The sequence below is a fragment of the Actinoplanes sp. NPDC049599 genome (genome assembly GCF_044465625.1).
Taxonomy (GTDB): Bacteria; Actinomycetota; Actinomycetes; order Mycobacteriales; family Micromonosporaceae; genus Actinoplanes.
Map to the genome: position 1 here is coordinate 174,741 of NZ_JBITLX010000012.1, position 16,386 is coordinate 191,126.

General features: G+C 75.1%; 10 protein-coding genes. 6 read left to right on the forward strand and 4 right to left on the reverse strand.

Going from position 1 to position 16,386, the window contains the following annotated elements; genetic code table 11:
• Positions 1-105 precede the first annotated feature (105 nt).
• Positions 106-1,977, forward strand: a complete 1,872-nt coding sequence (locus ACIBQZ_RS22390; RefSeq protein WP_396090675.1) for a SpoIIE family protein phosphatase — start codon at positions 106-108, stop codon at positions 1,975-1,977.
• Here ACIBQZ_RS22390 and ACIBQZ_RS22395 read toward each other — a convergent pair.
• Positions 1,959-2,879 carry an SDR family NAD(P)-dependent oxidoreductase gene (locus tag ACIBQZ_RS22395; protein ID WP_396090676.1) on the reverse strand — a complete coding sequence of 307 codons (921 nt, stop codon included), beginning with the start codon at positions 2,877-2,879 and terminating at the stop codon, positions 1,959-1,961. The genes ACIBQZ_RS22390 and ACIBQZ_RS22395 overlap by 19 nt on opposite strands.
• A complete protein-coding gene (locus ACIBQZ_RS22400) occupies positions 2,876-3,493 on the reverse strand; it encodes an NAD(P)-dependent oxidoreductase (protein ID WP_396090677.1) in 618 nt (205 codons plus the stop codon). The genes ACIBQZ_RS22395 and ACIBQZ_RS22400 overlap by 4 nt, the downstream gene beginning before the upstream one ends.
• 92 nt (positions 3,494-3,585) lie before the next feature.
• On the opposite strand from ACIBQZ_RS22400, the gene ACIBQZ_RS22405 reads away from it, so the two are divergent.
• Positions 3,586-4,152, forward strand: a complete 567-nt coding sequence (locus tag ACIBQZ_RS22405) for a TetR/AcrR family transcriptional regulator (protein WP_396090678.1) — start codon at positions 3,586-3,588, stop codon at positions 4,150-4,152.
• 81 nt (positions 4,153-4,233) lie between these two features.
• Here ACIBQZ_RS22405 and ACIBQZ_RS22410 read toward each other — a convergent pair whose 3' ends face one another.
• On the reverse strand, positions 4,234-5,130 hold the full coding sequence (locus ACIBQZ_RS22410; RefSeq protein WP_396090679.1) for an alpha/beta hydrolase family protein: 897 nt from the start codon (positions 5,128-5,130) through the stop codon (positions 4,234-4,236).
• 134 nt (positions 5,131-5,264) lie between these two features.
• Here ACIBQZ_RS22410 and ACIBQZ_RS22415 point away from each other — a divergent pair, with 134 nt between their 5' ends.
• Together ACIBQZ_RS22415 and ACIBQZ_RS22420 are read left to right on the forward strand one after the other, a co-directional pair.
• Complete coding sequence (locus ACIBQZ_RS22415) at positions 5,265-6,680, forward strand: phthalyl amidase (RefSeq protein ID WP_396090680.1); 1,416 nt, start codon at positions 5,265-5,267, stop codon at positions 6,678-6,680.
• 33 nt (positions 6,681-6,713) lie between these two features.
• Complete coding sequence (locus tag ACIBQZ_RS22420; RefSeq protein WP_396090681.1) at positions 6,714-11,234, forward strand: glycoside hydrolase family 2 TIM barrel-domain containing protein; 4,521 nt, start codon at positions 6,714-6,716, stop codon at positions 11,232-11,234.
• Between the two features lie 12 nt (positions 11,235-11,246).
• On the opposite strand, the gene ACIBQZ_RS22425 is transcribed toward ACIBQZ_RS22420, so the two are convergent.
• Positions 11,247-13,898 (reverse strand): PEP/pyruvate-binding domain-containing protein, encoded by a 2,652-nt coding sequence (locus ACIBQZ_RS22425; RefSeq protein WP_396090682.1) that lies wholly within the window; start codon positions 13,896-13,898, stop codon positions 11,247-11,249.
• Positions 13,899-13,975: 77 nt separating this feature from the next.
• On the opposite strand from ACIBQZ_RS22425, the gene ACIBQZ_RS22430 reads away from it, so the two are divergent.
• Positions 13,976-14,401: an NUDIX domain-containing protein gene (locus ACIBQZ_RS22430; RefSeq protein WP_396090683.1), complete on the forward strand. Its 426-nt coding sequence runs from the start codon at positions 13,976-13,978 to the stop codon at positions 14,399-14,401.
• 93 nt (positions 14,402-14,494) lie between these two features.
• Positions 14,495-16,201, forward strand: a complete 1,707-nt coding sequence (locus tag ACIBQZ_RS22435) for a cellulase family glycosylhydrolase (RefSeq protein ID WP_396090684.1) — start codon at positions 14,495-14,497, stop codon at positions 16,199-16,201.
• Positions 16,202-16,386: the final 185 nt, after the last annotated feature.

Sequence of the window (16,386 nt, forward strand, 5' to 3'; positions counted from 1 at the left end):
TGACCCGGCACCGCTGCGCCCCTGGTGGGTCCCCGAGGGAGGTGAACGGGGGATGACGCCGCGCGGCGCACTGGCGTATGCAGGGAACCTGACGAGTTGATCCCGGTGAACAGGAGCGGAATGGGCGGCGGGCAGCAGGCATACCTGGTGGCGATGGAGCACCTGCGTGCGGTGGCGCGGCCGGTCGCCGGCGAGGGGGCACGCGGCACCGTGGACCGTGCCGTCGGCCTGCTCGCCGGGCGGACCCGGTGCCGGCTCGCCGAGGCCCACCAGTACCTGCTGCGGATGGCGGCGAACCAGGACCGGGACGTGGCCGACGTCGCGGCCGGCGTGATCAGCATGCTGGACATGCCGGAGCCCGACGACGGGCGCGGCTCGCCGGTGCCGGCCCTGATGACGCCGCCCGGGCCGCCGGTCGACCGGGCCACCGAGCCCTGGCTGGCGGTCGTGCAGGCCGTCCTCGACGTGCTGCCCGGGCACTCCGCGCTGCTCACCCCGGTCCGCGGCCGGGACGGCCGGCTGATCGATCTCGTGTACGCCGCCGGCAGCCCCGAGGCCACCGCCCCGGACGGCCGGCACGGCTGGCAGCTGGTCGGCACCCGGCTGGGCGAGCAGTTCCCGGAGTCGCGCGACAGCGGCCGGTGGGAGGCCTACGCGCGGGTGCTGGAGACCGGCGAGCCCGCCGAGATCGGCCCGTTCGCCGTCGGCGAGGGCCGGTGCACGGTACGGGTGCACCGGCTCGGCTCCGCCCTGTTCGCGAGCTGGGTGCACCACCGGGTCGACGCGGCCGGGAGCGAGAGCGAGCGGATCGCCAGCACCGAGCTGCTCGGCAACCTCGGCTGGGGGGAGTGGGACCTGGTCAGTGGCGAGGTCCGCTGGTCGGCGCAGGTCTACCGGATCTACGAGCGGGACCCGGCGCTGGGCCCGCTGTCCGCGGCGGAGACCGAGGCGATGACCGTGCCCGAGGACGTGCCGTTGCGGCTGGCCGCCGCCGACGCCTTCGAGCGCGGCGAGCGGGTCGACATCACCTGCCGGGTCACCGTCCACGGCCGGGTCAAGCACCTGCGCTCGGTCGTCGACGCGACCCGCGACGCCGTCGGCCGGCCGCTGCGCGTCTACGGGATAGTCCAGGACGTCACCGCCCGGGAGAGCAGCACCCGGCGGCTGGCCGAGGTGGAGCAGCAGCTCGCCGAGCACCGCCGCAGCCTGCACGCCGAGCACGAGCTGGCGGCCCGGCTCCAGCACATCATCCTGCCGATCCCGGAGCGCCCGGTGGAGCTGCCCGGGGTCAAGGTCGCGGTGCGCTACCTGCCGGCCGGCCAGGAGAACCTGGTCGGCGGGGACTGGTACCACGCGGCGGCGCTGCGCGACGGCTCGGTGCTGCTGGCGATCGGCGACGTGGCCGGCCACGGCACGCTGGCGGCGACCACGATGGCGCAGCTGCGGTACTCGCTGCGGGCGCTGGCCGTGACCACCACCGACCCGGCGGTGCTGCTCGGCCACCTGAACCGGATCACCTGCGACCTGGACGAGGAGCGCCCGGAGACGGCCGCGACCGCGATCGTGGCCCGCTACGAGCCGGACCTGCGCCGGCTGACCTGGGCCCAGGCCGGGCACCCGCCGCCGCTGCTGAGCCGCGGCGGTCGCACCCTGCCGCTGCCGCGCCCGTCCGGGCCGATGCTGGGCGTCGTGGAGGACGCCCGGTACGAGTGCGCCGAGCTCCGGCTGGCCATCGGTGACCTGCTGCTGTTCTACACCGACGGGCTGGTGGAGCACCGCTGCCGCAGCCTGGACGAGGGGATGGACGCGGTGATCCGCACGGTCGACGAGGCGGTGGCGGAGTCACCCGGGCAGCCGCTGGCGGGACTGGTCAGCCGGCTCCAGCAGGCCAACCCGGACGACGACACGTGCATCATGGCGGTCCGCCCGACCACCGGGCTGACCCAGGACCTGCGCGCCTATCTGCGCTCGCCCTGAGCCCGCAGCCGGGCGAGGCTGCTGTCCCGCACGCGCCGCTGCAGCTCCCGGTCGTACGAGACCGGCAGCGTCGGCGTCGCCACCGTGCGATCGAAGTAGCGCCCGGTCACCCGGGCGAGCTCGGGGGCGGTCGCCAGGCGCAGGATCGCGGCGGCGCCCTGCTCGGGGGTGAGCAGGGACCGCCGGATGAGGCCGTGGAAGGGCCGCAGCGCGGGCGGGGTGATCCCGGCGACGATGCCGGTGCCCACCAGCCCGGGGTGGACGGCGTTGACGGTGACGCCGGTGCCGTCCAGCTCGGCGGCGAGCAGGTAGCCGGTCATCAGCGTGAGCAGCTTCGCCCGCGCGTACGCGGTGAACGGGGTGTAGCCGTCGGCGCCGTTGACCGCGGTGAGGTCGTCCAGCTCATCCGGGTCGAGCCGGACCGGCCGGGGCCGGCGCCGCAGCTTGACCTGCCGGGTGTCGTTCATCGCGGCGGACACCACGTTGACCACCCGGGCGGGCGCCCCGGCCAGCAGGGACCCCCGCAACCGTTCGGTCAGCAGGAAGCCGGCGAGGTGGTTGACGGCCACGTGCCGTTCCAGGCCGTCGGCGGTGACCGACCGGTCCCGGTAGTGCGCCCCGGCGTTGTTGATCAGCAGGTGCAGCACGGGGTGGCGGGCGCTCACCCGCTCGGCCAGCCGGAGCACGTCGTCGCGGGCCGCCAGGTCCGCCGTCTCCACCTCCACCCGGTCCGCGCCGATCCGCTCCGCGATGTGGTCCCGGACCCGTCCGGCGCGGTCGTGGTCCCGCGCCACGAGCACCACCGTGCTGCCCAGCCGGGCCAGCTCGGTGGCGACGACCTGCCCCATGCCGCCGGTCGCCCCGGTGACCAGGCTGACCCTGCCGCTCAGGTCGGCGCTCATGCCGCGATCCGGGGGAACCGGTGCACGTACCGGGGCGCGGTCGCCTCGCCGAGCACGAACTCGGCCAGGTCGGCCCGGCCGATGGCCGAGGTCAGCCGGATCGGCAGGTCGGTGCCGACCCGGTAGCGGCCGGTGCGGGGCCGGTCCTTCAGGGCCGGCGGGCGGACGATCGTCCAGTCCACCGCGGCGGCCGTGATCAGGGCCTCCATGGTCTCCTTGTCGCGCATCTTGTCGGCCAGCGTCAGCCACAGGGCCCGGGCGTAGAGCGATCCGTCGTGGGTCTCGGCGGCGCCGTGGGCGCTCACCACGACGAGCCGCCGCGTTCCCGCACGGGTCATGGCGCCGAGGATCGCCCGGATGCCGTCGGTGCAGACCCGCGCCGGGCCCCGGGCGTTCGTGCCCAGCGCGCTGATCACGGCGTCCTGGCCGGCCACCACGCGATCCACCGCGGCCGGGTCGCCGAGCTCCGGGACGACCTCGACCCGCAGGCCGGCGCGTTCGGGCACCGCACCGGGCCGCCTGACCACGGCCGTCACCCGGTGGCCGGCGGCGACGCCCTGCGCGACAACCTCCCGCCCGGTGCCCCCGCTGGCGCCGAAGACCACGATCCTCATGTCTGCCTCCTCGATTTCCGAGACAATCTGTCTCAGAAGTGAAGCTTGGCAGTCGTGGGCCTGTGAGTCAAGCTGTCTCATAGGATGGCGGCATGACCCCGCCCGATCCGCGTGCCGCCCGCAGCCGCGAAGCCGTCCTGGTCGCCGCGCGGGAGCTGTTGCTGCGGCACGGCCCGGCGGCGGTCACCCACCAGCGCGTCGCCGAGCAGGCGGGCGTCGGCCGGGCCACCGTGTACCGGCACTGGGCCCGCGCCGAGCTGCTGCTGCTCGACGTCATGGCCGGCGCCGACCTGCCGTTCTTCCGGGAGCCGCGCAGCCCGGTCCGGCCCTGGCTGCACGCCCAGCTCCGGCTGCTCGCCGCCGACCTGGCCCAGCCGGAGGTCCGGGCGGTCGCGCTCACGCTGATGCACGGCGCCCTCTGGGACACGCACCTCGCCGAGCAACGCGATCTGTTCGTGGCGACGCTGACCGACCGGCTCGGTGCCGCCCTCGCGCTGGCCGCCGGCACGGGGGAGGCCGCCGGGCTGCCCGGCGCGGACGAGGCCGCGGCGCTGGTGGCCGGGGCCGTGCTCTATCGCACGGCGATGCAGAACGGCACCGTGTCCGACGCCTTCCTGACCCGGCTGATCGACGGCCTCGCCACCTGGCGCGCCGGCTGAGCCCGCCCCGGCTCGGCCGCCGGCACGCCGGAAGCCGGCGGGGGCTGGTGCGCCCCCGCCGGCTCGCGGTGCCGGTGCCGGTCAGGACAGCGGGCAGGTGTTGCGGTAGTCCGAGATCGCGGAGCTGCTCGGGCCCGGGCAGATGAACTGGTCGTAGCGGGTGTCGTCGTCGACGAAGCGCTTCAGCCAGGCCACCGCCTGCCGGGCGGTCGGGGTGTTGGTGCTCTGCGGGAAGAAGTGGCTGGCGTTGTTGAGCTCCAGGTAGGCCTTCTCGGTCGCCGACGGGATGCTGCTGTAGAACGGGATCGAGTGCGACGAGACCGGCGCGATGGTGTCGCTCTCGCCGCCGATGATCAGGGTCGGCACCCGCAGGCCCGACCACGACTTGGTCAGGTTCCACGGCGCCAGCGGCACCGCGGCCTGCAGCGAGGGCCGGTCCTTGGCGGCCTCCAGCGAGCCGCCGCCGCCCATCGAGTGCCCGGCCACGGCGAGCCGGGACGCGTCGATCCGGGACCGCACCGAGCTGGTCCGGGTCAGGTAGTCCAGCGCTGCCAGCAACTGGTTGCCGCGCGAGGCCGGCTGGTCCAGGACCGTGTTGGTCTCGATGCCGATGACCACAAAACCGTGCGAGGCGATCCGCGGGCCCAGCCAGCTGATGCTCGACCAGCTCGCGGTGTAGCCGGGTGAGATCGCCACCGCGCCGAAGGTGCCCTCGGCGGTGCTGGTCGGGTAGTAGATGACGCCGCCGCCGAAGCCGGAGACGCTGAGCGAGGAGACGCTCTGCTGGGCGGTGGCAAACGGTCCGCGGCTCGCTTCGAGGATGGCGGTGGTGGGCGCCGGGCCGCGTTCGTACGGGCTCGCCGCCCGGGCGGGGCCGGTGACGCCGGTCAGCGAGCCGGTGATCAGCGCGAGGGTGGCGGCCGCGGTGACCAGCAGGCGGCGGGCCCGGTGCCGGGCGGGGATGGTCGATGGCTGCACGTCGGACTCTCCTCGGGGTGGATGGAATCGACGAGCGTCAGTCTTTGGCCGGACCCGGCCGCGACACATCGGTGAAATCACCGGCCTTGACAGCAACCGGCCGGGGACCTTGAGTGTTACCCGGAGGTAACCCAGTGAGAATCAGCCGGAAACATCTCGCGTTCGCCCTCGCGCCCGCCCTGCTGCTCGGCGGGCTGGGGGCCCCGGCCGCCGCCGCCCCCGCCGCCCCGGCCGCGCTCGCCTGCGCGGCGCCGGTGCCCAGCGCCACCCGGCCCGGATACACCGTCGCCGATCCCGCCTGCGACCCGAACGGCACCCCGTTCACCGCCACCGCGGACTCGACCGTCCACACCGGCATCCGGGACGGCGCCGCGTACCGGATCGAGGTGCCGAAGGCCTGGAACGGCCAGCTGGTCGTGTACGCCCACGGCTACCGCGGCACCGGCACGGTGGTCTACGTGGACAGTCCCGCGCTGCGCGCCCACTACGTCGCCCGGGGCTTCGCCTGGGCCGCCTCCAGCTACCAGACCAACGGCTACGACGTGGGTCAGGGCGTGCGCGACTCGTACGCGCTGATCGGCCTGTTCCGCGAGGTCACCGCCCAGCGGGCGAGGTCGGTCTACATGACCGGCGCCTCGATGGGCGGGCACATCACCGCGGTCGCGATCGAGGAGCACCCGCGCGCGTTCGCCGGCGCCATGCCGGTCTGCGGCGTGCTGGGCGACGCCGAGCTGTTCGACTACTTCCTCGACTTCAACGTCACCGCGGCCGCGCTGTCCGGGGTCGGCATCGAGTTCCCGGCCACTCCGGACGCCGGTTACGCCGACCGCTGGCGCGCCCAGGTCAAGCAGATGCTGCCGGCCCTCGGGGTGGCCACGGGCCGCCCGCCGGTGCTGACCGAGGCCGGCCGGACCTGGTCGGACGTGGTGGAGCGGCGTTCCGGCGGCGAGCGGCCGGGCTTCGCCGGGGCGTTCGCCTACTGGAACACCGCGCCCAGCTCGGCGCCGACCCCGGACCTGCCGTTCGTCTTCGGGCTCTACCCGGGCCTGTCCGGCGGCACCGCCGGGATCGCCGGCGGCAACCTCACCGACAACCGGCGCACCCTCTATCGCAGCACCGACCGGGTGCTGCCGACGGCCGCCGAGTGGCGCCTCAACACCCAGGTGCTGCGGGTCGCGCCGACCGCCCAGCCGAGCCGGGGCCTGGACGGGGTCCCGCGCGTCGACGGCCGCCCGCCGGTGCCGGTGCTCTCCCTGCACGACGTGGGTGACCTGTTCGTGCCGTTCTCGATGGAGCAGGTGTACGCCCGCCGCGCGCTGCTCAACGGCCGCGGGAAGCTCTTCGTCTCCCGGGCGATCCGCGGCGTCGGGCACTGCGACTTCACCCAGCCGGAGCTGCGGCAGGGCTTCGACGACCTGGTCTCCTGGGTGCGCACCGGGCACCGGCCCGGCGGCGACGCGATCCTGAACCGGCGGGCCGTGGCGGCCGCGGACTTCGGCTGCCGCTACACCGTCGGGGAACGGGCCGTGTTCGGCCCCGCCTGCGGTTGACAGGGTTCCGCATTCATTGACAGTGTTCGATGAATGCGGACCCGGTTGTGGTGGATCGTCCCCGTCCTCGCTCTCGTCCCGGCGCCCGCCGTAGCGGCCCCGGCGCCGGCGCCCGGGGACGGTCCGCGGACCGTGGCGGACGTCTACCGCTACCTGGAGGACCCGGAGCTCACCGGCGAGGGCCAGGAGCCGCCGCACGCCGACCTGCGCCCCTACGCCTCGGCCGGCGCCGCCGCCGCGGACGTGACCAGCCACGACGCGGCCGACCCGAACGTGCTGCCGCTGAACGGCCGGTGGCGGCTGCGGATCTTCGACCGGCCCGACGACGTGCCGGCCGCCTTCCACGGCGCGGGTTTCGACGCCTCCGGCTGGCCGTCCGTGTCCGTGCCGCACACCTGGCAGTCCGACTTCCTCGACCACCCGGTCTTCCGCAACATCCCCTCCGACATCGTCCCGGACGACCCGCCTCGGGTGCCCCGCGACGTCAACCCGACCGGCGCGTACGTCCGCACCGTCGACCTGCCCGCGGACTGGGCCGGCGGCCGGGTCCTGCTCCGCTTCGAGGGCGTCACGAGCAACTACCTGGTCTGGGTCAACGGCGGCTACGTCGGCTACGACCAGGGCGGCTACACCCCGGCCGAGTTCGACATCACCGAGCGGCTGCGCCCCGGCCGCAACCAGCTCGCGGTCCAGGTGCACCGCTGGGGCAGCGGCGCCTACCTGGAGGACGTCGACCAGTGGCGGTACAGCGGCATCTTCCGCGACGTGCGGCTCTACCGGACGGGGCCGGCCCGGCTGCGCGACGCCACCATCACCACCGACCTGGACGCCGCGTACCGGGACGCGACGCTGACCGCCCGGCTCGACGTCGCGGGCGTACCCGGCAGCTTCACCGTGCGCGGCACCCTGCGCGACGCGCGGGGCCGGACCGTGACCACGATGACGGCCGCGACCGGCCTCGGTGAGGTCACGCTCACCGCGCCGGTCCCGGACCCGGCGAAGTGGAGCGCCGAGGACCCGAACCTCTACACGCTGGTCCTGGAACTGCTCGGGGCGGACGGCCGGGCGCTGCACACCACCGCACAACCGGTCGGCTTCCGCGAGGTCGAGGTCCGCGACCGGCAGATCCTGGTCAACGGCCGGCGCATCCTGATCAAGGGGGTGAACCGGGCGGAGACCGATCCGGACACCGGGCGGCACGTCACCCGGCGGGCTCAGCGCGCCGACGTCTTCCTGATGAAGCAGCTGCACCTGAACGCCGTCCGCACCTCGCACTACCCCTCGGACCCCTACCTGTACGACCTCGCCGACCGCTACGGTCTCTGGGTCGACGACGAGGTGGACATCGAGACGCACAGCCACGAGAACTGCCCGTCGAACTGCCTGGCCGACCGCCCCGAGTGGCAGGCCGCGTTCGCCGACCGCTTCCGGGCGATGGTGGCCCGCGACAAGAACCACCCGAGCGTCATCTTCTGGGACACCGGCAACGAGGCCGGCCTCGGCGCCGCGCACCACGCGATGGCGGCCTGGGCCGACGCCCACGAGCCCACCCGGCTGCTCTACCACCAGTCCAACAACCCGGACGGTGACGCCCCGTTCGCCGACGTGGACGGCCCGCGCTACCCGACCCCGGCCCGGCTGGAGAGCCGCGTGCTGAGCAGCGCCAAGCCGATCGTGATGGGCGAGTACGCCCACGCCATGGGCAACGGGCTGGGCAACTTCGACCAGTTCTGGGCGCTGGCCCGCCGCTATCCGGCGATGCAGGGCGGCTTCGTCTGGGACTGGGCGGAGCAGGACCTGCGCCAGCCGCTGCTCACCACCCCGGACGCCGCGCACGGCATCCAGGCGTTCCTGGTCGGCAAGCCCGCCGCGGTGCCCGGCCGCCGCGGCCGGGCCGTGGCGCTGTCCGGCCTGGACGACTTCGTGTCGGTCTTCCGGGACCGGCGGCTGGACCTGACCGGTCCGCTGACGCTGGACGCGTGGGTCCGGCCCGGCGAGTGGGCCGGCAGCTTCCCGATCCTCACCAAGGGCCAGGGGTACGCGCTGCAGATGCGCGACCGCGACACCCTGGAGTTCGGCGTGCACGCCGGCGGCTGGGCGACCGCCGCCGCGGACGTGCCGGCCGACTGGTACGGCGCCTGGCACCGGGTCACCGGCAGCTACGACGGCACCGCCCTGCGGCTGTTCATCGACGGCGCCGAGGTGGCGGCCACCGCCCGCACCGGCGCGGTGGACCCGGGGCTGTTCGAGGTCAACCTGGGCCGCAACGCCGAGACCCAGCAGGACAACGACCTGGCGAACCGCCGGCTCGGCCGGGGCCTGATCGACGACGCCCGGATCTACCCGGCCGCGCTGGCCCCGGACCGGCTCGCCGCGGACCCGGTGGCCGACGCGGTGCTGGCCCTGGACCTCGACACGTTCCGGCGCGACGGCGACTTCCTGAGCCGCGGCATCAGCCTGTCCGGCACCGACGGCCTGGTCGGCTCGGACCGGTACCGGCAACCGGAGACCGCGGAGCTGGCCTGGGCGCAGGCCCCGCTGCGGATCTCGTACGCCGGCGGCACGGTCCGGGTGCACAACGAGCAGCAGGCCGGCACCCTCGACGCGACCGTGCGCTGGCAGCTCACCGAACAGAGCCGGGTGCTGCGCGCCGGCAGCCGCCGGATGCGGCTCGCCCCGGGACAGACCGCGACCCTCGAGCCGGGCGCGCTGCCCGCGAACCCCGCCGACCGGGAACGCTTCCTCACCGTCACCGCGGCCGCCGACCGGGACATCGCCTGGGCCCGGCGGGGCTGGGTCCTCGGCCACGACCAGTTCGCCTCCGGCGGCCGGGCGGTGCCGGGCATCCTGCCGGCCCCGGTGACCGGCGCGCCCGCGCTGACGGCCGACGGCGACCGGGTGACCGTGTCCGGCGCGGGCTTCGCCTACCGCTTCGACGGCGGCGAGCTGACCTCGATGCGGGCGGCCGGGCGGGAGCTGCTGCTCGGCGGGCCGCGGCTGGACGTGTACCGGCCGCCGACCAGCAACGAGACGTACGAGTGGGGCACCGGCGACCGGCGGATCTGGCACGAGACCGGCCTGGACCGGCTGCGCACCACGGTCACCGGGGTGCGGACCCGGACGGAGGCCGACGCCGCGGTGGTCGAGGTGCGCAGCGTCGCGGCCGGGCCCGGTACCGGGGCGCTGCTGTCGTTCGACCAGACGCTGACGTACCGGATCGACCGGCGCGGCACCGTCACCCTGCGCCAGGACGTCGCCGCCCGGGGGTCGCGGGCCGCGGCGCTGCCGTACCTGCCGCGGGTCGGGATCTCGCTGCGGGTGCCGGCGGAGATGCGGCGCTTCGCCTACTACGGGCGCGGCCCGCACGAGTCCTACAACGACCGGAGCAGCGGGGCCCCGATGGGCGTCTACCGGAGCACGGTCGGCCGGGAGTACGTCCGCTACTCGCGCCCGCAGGCGTACGGCAACCACACCGGCACCCGCTGGGCGACCCTGCACGACGGCCGGTCCGGGCTGCTGGTCGGCGGCGCCCCCGACGTCAGCGTCACCGCCCACGACGACCTGGACCGCGCCGAGTACGACCACCAGCTCCCGCTGGTGCGCAACGACGGCTGGGTGACCCTGCACGCGGAGGCCGGCGAGACCGGGATGGGGGAGACGCCGAACTCGGTGCTGGCGCCGTTCCGGCTCGCGCCCACCCGGCCGTACTCGCACGAGCTGGTGCTGCGCCCGCTGACCCGGGCCGAGGTGGCCGCGGGCGGGGTCCCGGACCCGGACGTCCCGGCGCCGTGCCCGCCCGAGCTCACCGTGGACACGGACGGCCACCTCGAGCCCGGCGCCGCCGAGCCGGTGCGGGTCCAGGTCGCGGCCCGCTGCGCGGCGGGCCTGGGCGCTGCCACGGTGCGGCTGAGCGCCCCCGCCGGCTGGACGGTGCAGCCGTCCACGGTGGACCTCGGCGCGATCGGTGACCGGGAGACGGCGACGTTCAGCGTCACCGCCCCGGCGGACACCGACGTCGGCACGTACCGCCTGACCGCGACCGCGGAGACCACGACCCCGGACGGTTTCCGGTCGTCCACGACCGCCACCGCGACCACCGGGGCCCCGCTGCCGGCGGGCTACGCGTGGCTCAGCGACCGCCCGTTCACCGCACCCGTGAACGGCTGGGGCCCGGCGGAGAGGGACCGCAGCAACGGCGAACAGGGCGCCGCCGACGGCAATCCGCTGACCGTCGGCGACGTCGTCCACCCGAAGGGCATCGGTGTGCACGCCGTCTCGACCGTCGTGGTGGAGCTCGGCGGGGACTGCACCCGGCTGCGCACGGACGTGGGCGTCGACGACGAGACCGGCAGCGCGGGCTCGGTCACCTTCGAGGTCCGGGGCGACGACACCCTGCTGGCGCGTACGGGCGTGCTGACCGGCGCGGATCCTGCTCAGCGGCTGGACGTGGACGTGACCGGCGTGCGGCGGCTGGAGCTGCGGGTCACCGACGGCGGCAACGGTAACGGCAACGACCACGCGGACTGGGCCTCGGCCCGGATTGCCTGCTCGTGACCGGCGCCCTCGTCACCGGGCGGGCAGGACGGTGCCCGCGGTGCCGTCCAGGGTGATCCGGTCGCCGGTGGCGATCCGGGTCGTGGCGCCGGGGACGCCGACCACCGCGGGGATGCCGTACTCGCGGGCGACGACGGCGCCGTGCGAGTTGGCCCCGCCCATCTCCATGACCAGGCCGCCCGCGGTCAGGAACAGCGGGGTCCAGCCCGGGTCCGTCGAGGGGGCGACGAGGATCTCGCCCGGCTCCAGGCGCGCGCCGACCGGGTCGAGCACCAGCCGGGCGGTCGCGGTGACCGTGCCGGCGGAGGCGGCGGTGCCGACCAGCGCGCCGTCCGGGGCCGTGACGGCGTCGGCGGTCGCCTCCGGCTCGGTGCCGTCGGAGAGCAGCACCCGGGGGACGGCGCGGCGGCGCAGCTCCGCGTCGTAGTCGGCCCGCCGGTCGGCGACCAGCTCGTGCAGGTCGCGGCCGGCCAGCCCGGCCCGGGCCTCGGTGGTGGTCAGCAGGAAGATGTCCTCCGCCGCGGCGATCCGGGCGTCGGCGGCCAGCGCTTGGCCGACCAGCCGGAGCTGGGCCCGGAGCTGGGCGAAGGCCACGATGATCAGGTACTTGGGCAGCTCGCGGAGCCCGGCGAGACGGCGCGCGCGATCGAGGGCGAACCGGACCAGTGGGCGGCGGAGCGGCCCGCTGCGGCCGGCCAGGGTGCTGACCATCTGTCCGGCCTCCGCCGCGCCTCGGGCGAAGACCGTGTCGGGGGCGCCCCGGTCGTCGTCGAGGCGCAGGTAGTTGACCACCACGCCGATGATGTGCCGGGGGTCGTCGGACCAGCGCGGCATGCCGATGTCGATCTCGGCGACGGCGCGCTCGCCGTACCGGTCGAGGAAGTCCGTCAGGCCGGCCTGGACCGCCGTGGGCAGCTCGCCGGCGCGCCAGCGGCCGGCGAGCGTGTCCAGGGGCGTGTTCAGCAGCAGGGTGGTCGCGGCCGGGTCGCGGCGCACGGCGCGGGTCAGCCGCCAGAGGTCGAGGTCCATCGTGGTGGTGATGTTGTGCGGCAGGCCGCGCAGCACCGTCTGCAGCTCGCCCGGGCGGGCGCCGGCGAGCTTGCCGGCCAGGAAGAGCAGCGCGAACCCGCCGGCCGCCGACGCTCCCGCCCGCGGGGCGAGCGGGAAGACGTCGGTGGACAGGGCGTGCTCGACCAGGTCGAGCCGTTCGGCGGGGGTGGCGGTGGCGGGCAGGGACAGCCGGCGGCGGATCTCGGCGGGCAGCCGGTCCAGGTCGCGGTGCAGGGCGTCCGGCGTGGCGACGCCGCGGAGCAGCCGCGCCGGCAGCCGGTGCCGGATCGCGAGGCGGCCCACCCGGCGCAGGAACGGCTGCCGCGACCGCTGGGTGACCGCCAGGCGGGGATCGTCGAAGAGCCGCCGCATCACCGCCGCGGACCGGGCCTCCATGACGTCCAGCACCCGGGGCATGGCGAACCGGCCGACCCGGCTGCGGACCAGGCCGGTGGCGTCGACGAAGATCCGCTGCCCCGGGGTGACCAGCACGGGCGGCCCGGCGACCGGATCGGCGACCGGGAAGCCGAACTCGCGCGCCGCCGAGCTGCCGAGCAGCCGCAGCGCGGCGATGCCCATCGGGGTGATCGGCCGGTACAGCCCCTGCGCGACGCTGAAGCAGAAGTACACCCGCAGGCCGTCGGCGTCCGGGGCCGGCACCGGGTACAGCGTGGTGACCGGCCGGGCCTGGGTCAGCCAGAGCCCGCCGCCGGCGTCGACCGCCCACTCGGTGTCCTGGGGTGCGCCGTAGTGCCGCTCGACCCGGTCGCCGAGGGCGGCGAGCCGCAGCACCTGGTCGTCGGTGAGGCAGGCGGTCGCCGTGCCGTCCCCGGCACTGACGTGCTCGACGCCGCCGCCGGCCCGGGCCCGTACGGCGACCCGCTTGTCGCCGAGCCGCCGGCTGAGGATGGTGGCGGTGGCGGTGTCGACGACGAAGTGGTCGGGGTTGACCGCGCCGGCGACGACCGCCTCGCCGAGCCCGGGGCTCGCGTCGATGACGGCCTGGCGGCGCCGGCCGGTGACCGGGTCGGCGGTGAACAGCACGCCGGCCACCCGCGCGTCGACCATGCGCTGGACGACCACGGCGAGGTACACCGCGCGGTGGTCGATGCCGTTGCGGGCCCGGTAGACCACGGCGCGGTCGGTCCAGAGCGAGGCCCAGCAGCGGGCCACGGCGTCGATCACGCGGGCCGCGCCGACCACGTTGAGGTAGGTGTCCTGCTGCCCGGCGAAGCTCGCCGACGGCAGGTCCTCGGCGGTGGCCGAGGAGCGGACCGCGACGGGCACGTCCGTGCCCAGCCGGGCGTACCCGGCGGTGACCGCGGCGGCGACGGCATCCGGTACGGGCGCGGCCAGCAGCGCCTCCCGGGCGCGGCCGGCGAGCGCGGTCAACGCCGCGACGTCGTCGGCCGGCGCCGCGGCGAGCCCGTCGAGCACCTCGCCGGCAGCGGTGCCCGCAGCGGCCAGGCGGTAGGCGTCCGTGGTCACGCACAGCCCGCCCGGCACCGGCAGCCCGGCTCGGATCATCTCACCGAGGTTGGCCGCCTTGCCGCCGACCGTGGGCAGCAGCGAGGCGTCGACGTCGGCGAGGTCTACGACAAGGTCGGTGGCCATCCCCCGACGATAACTCAACGGGTGCTGAATTCGGCCGCCGCTTCCCCCATCCGCCCCTTCCGGCACAATGGACTGCCGTGACCGGAGAACCCCGCGTGTCGTGCGTCTTCATCTGCCACGACGGCGCCGGCCGGCTGCTGCTGGCCCGCCGCTCGGCCGGCGCCCGCGACGAGCCCGGCACCTGGGACACCGGCGCGGGCGCGCTGGAGTTCGGCGAGAGCTTCGAGGCCGCGGTCACCCGCGAGGTCCGCGAGGAGTACGCGACCGAGCCGCGCGAGATCACCCTGCTGGGCGTCCGCAACGTGATCCGGGCCGACCCGCCGTCACACTGGGTGGCCGTGGTCTTCGCCGTCCGGGTCGACCCGGCGGGCGTGGCGATCGGGGAGCCGCACAAGTTCGACGAGCTCGGCTGGTTCCGCCGCGCGACGCTGCCGTCCCCGCTGCACTCCCAGCTGGAACCCGCCCTGGCGCTGCTGCCCGCCGACCCTCCCGGAACGGAGTAGGCAAGAACCCTGGATTTAGTGTGATCGATGTTCCATGCTGGTCGTGGGAGCGCTCCCACCTCTCCTCGTCGTCCCCCTCGGAGGAACCCGCGCATGTTCTCGATCCGTAACAAACGGCGGCTCGCCGCGGCCGCGGCGGCCGTCCTCGCCGCCCCGCTGCTGTGGTTCGCCACCGCCGGCACGTCCCAGGCCGCCGCCGCGGCCCCCGCCGACGACTGGTTGCACGTCACCGGCAACCAGATCGTCGACGAGGCCGGCAACCCGGTCTGGCTCACCGGCACCAACTGGTTCGGCTTCAACGCCGGCGAGCGGGTCTTCCACGGCCTCTGGTCGGCCAACCTCACCGAGGTCACGAAGTCCATGGCCGACCGCGGCATCAACCTGGTCCGGGTGCCGATCTCGACCCAGCTGCTGCTGGAGTGGAAGGCCGGGCAGGCGGCGGTGCCGTCCGGCGTCAACACGTACGCCAACCCCGAGCTGACCGGCAAGACCACCCTGCAGGTCTTCGACGCGTTCCTCGCGCTGTGCCGGCAGTACGGCATGAAGGTCCTGCTCGACGTGCACAGCGCCGAGGCCGACAACTCCGGCCACAACCATCCGGTGTGGTGGAAGGGCACCATCACCACCGAGAACTTCTACCAGGCCTGGGAGTGGGTGACCGCCCGCTACAAGACCGACGACACGCTGGTCGCGATGGACCTCAAGAACGAGCCGCACGGCGCGCAGAACGAGAGCCCCCGCGCCAAGTGGGACAGCTCCACCGACGCGGACAACTGGAAGCACGTGGCCCAGACCGCGGCCCGGCGCATCCTGGCGATCAACCCCAAGGTGCTGGTGCTGGTCGAGGGTATCCAGGCGTACCCGAGGCCGGGCGCCACCTGGTCCTCGCCGAACACCAACCCGGACCTCACCCCGAACTTCTACAACACCTGGTGGGGTGGCAACCTGCGGGGCGTCGCCGAGCACCCGATCGCCCTCGGCGCCGACCAGGACCAGCTGGTCTACTCACCGCACGACTACGGGCCGCTGGTGTTCGACCAGCCGTGGTTCCAGAAGGCCTTCGACAAGTCCTCGCTGACCGCCGACGTGTGGACGCCGAACTGGCTCTACGTGCACGACAGCGGCACCGCGCCGCTGCTGATCGGCGAGTGGGGCGGCCGGCTGGGCCAGGACCCGCGGCAGGACAAGTGGATGACCGCGCTGCGGGACCTGATCGTGGAGAAGAAGCTGCACCAGACGTTCTGGGTGCTGAACCCGAACTCCGGCGACACCGGCGGGCTGCTGCTCGACGACTGGAAGACCTGGGACGAGCAGAAGTACGCGCTGCTCAAGCCGGCCCTGTGGCAGTACGCCGGCAAGTTCGTCAGCCTCGACCATCAGGTGCCGCTCGGCGGCGCCGGCAGCACCACCGGCATGAGCCTGGCCGCCCGGTACGGCGGCGGCACCGAACCCACCGGTTCCGCCTCGCCGTCCCCGTCGACCTCCACCCCGCCGGTGCCGACCGGGGCGTGCACCGCCACCTACCAGCAGACCAGCGCCTGGTCCGGCGGCTTCCAGGGTGAGGTCACCATCAAGAACACCGGCACCGCGGCCGCCCGCTCCTGGACGGCGACGTGGACCAACCCGGCGGGCACCTCGGTGGCTTCACTGTGGAACGGCGTGCTGAGCACCTCCGGCTCGGCGGTGACCGTCCGCAACGCCGCGCACAACGGCGCCCTGGCCGCGGGGGCGAGCACCACGTTCGGCTTCGTCGGCTCGGGGCCGGCGGCGACGCCGGTGATCACCTGCTCAGCCGCGTAGCCCGGCGAGATCCCGGCGGGGCATGGCCGCCCCGCCGGGCACCGGCCGGCGCCCGTCCCCGCTTCTGGCCCTTCGGCGGGGGCGGGGGCCCGGCGGGGGGTCCCCCCCGGGCGGCCGGGCCGGCCGCGCCCCCCCCGCGCCCCCCCCCCCCCCCCCCCCGGGGCGGGGGGGCGCCCCCCCCCCCC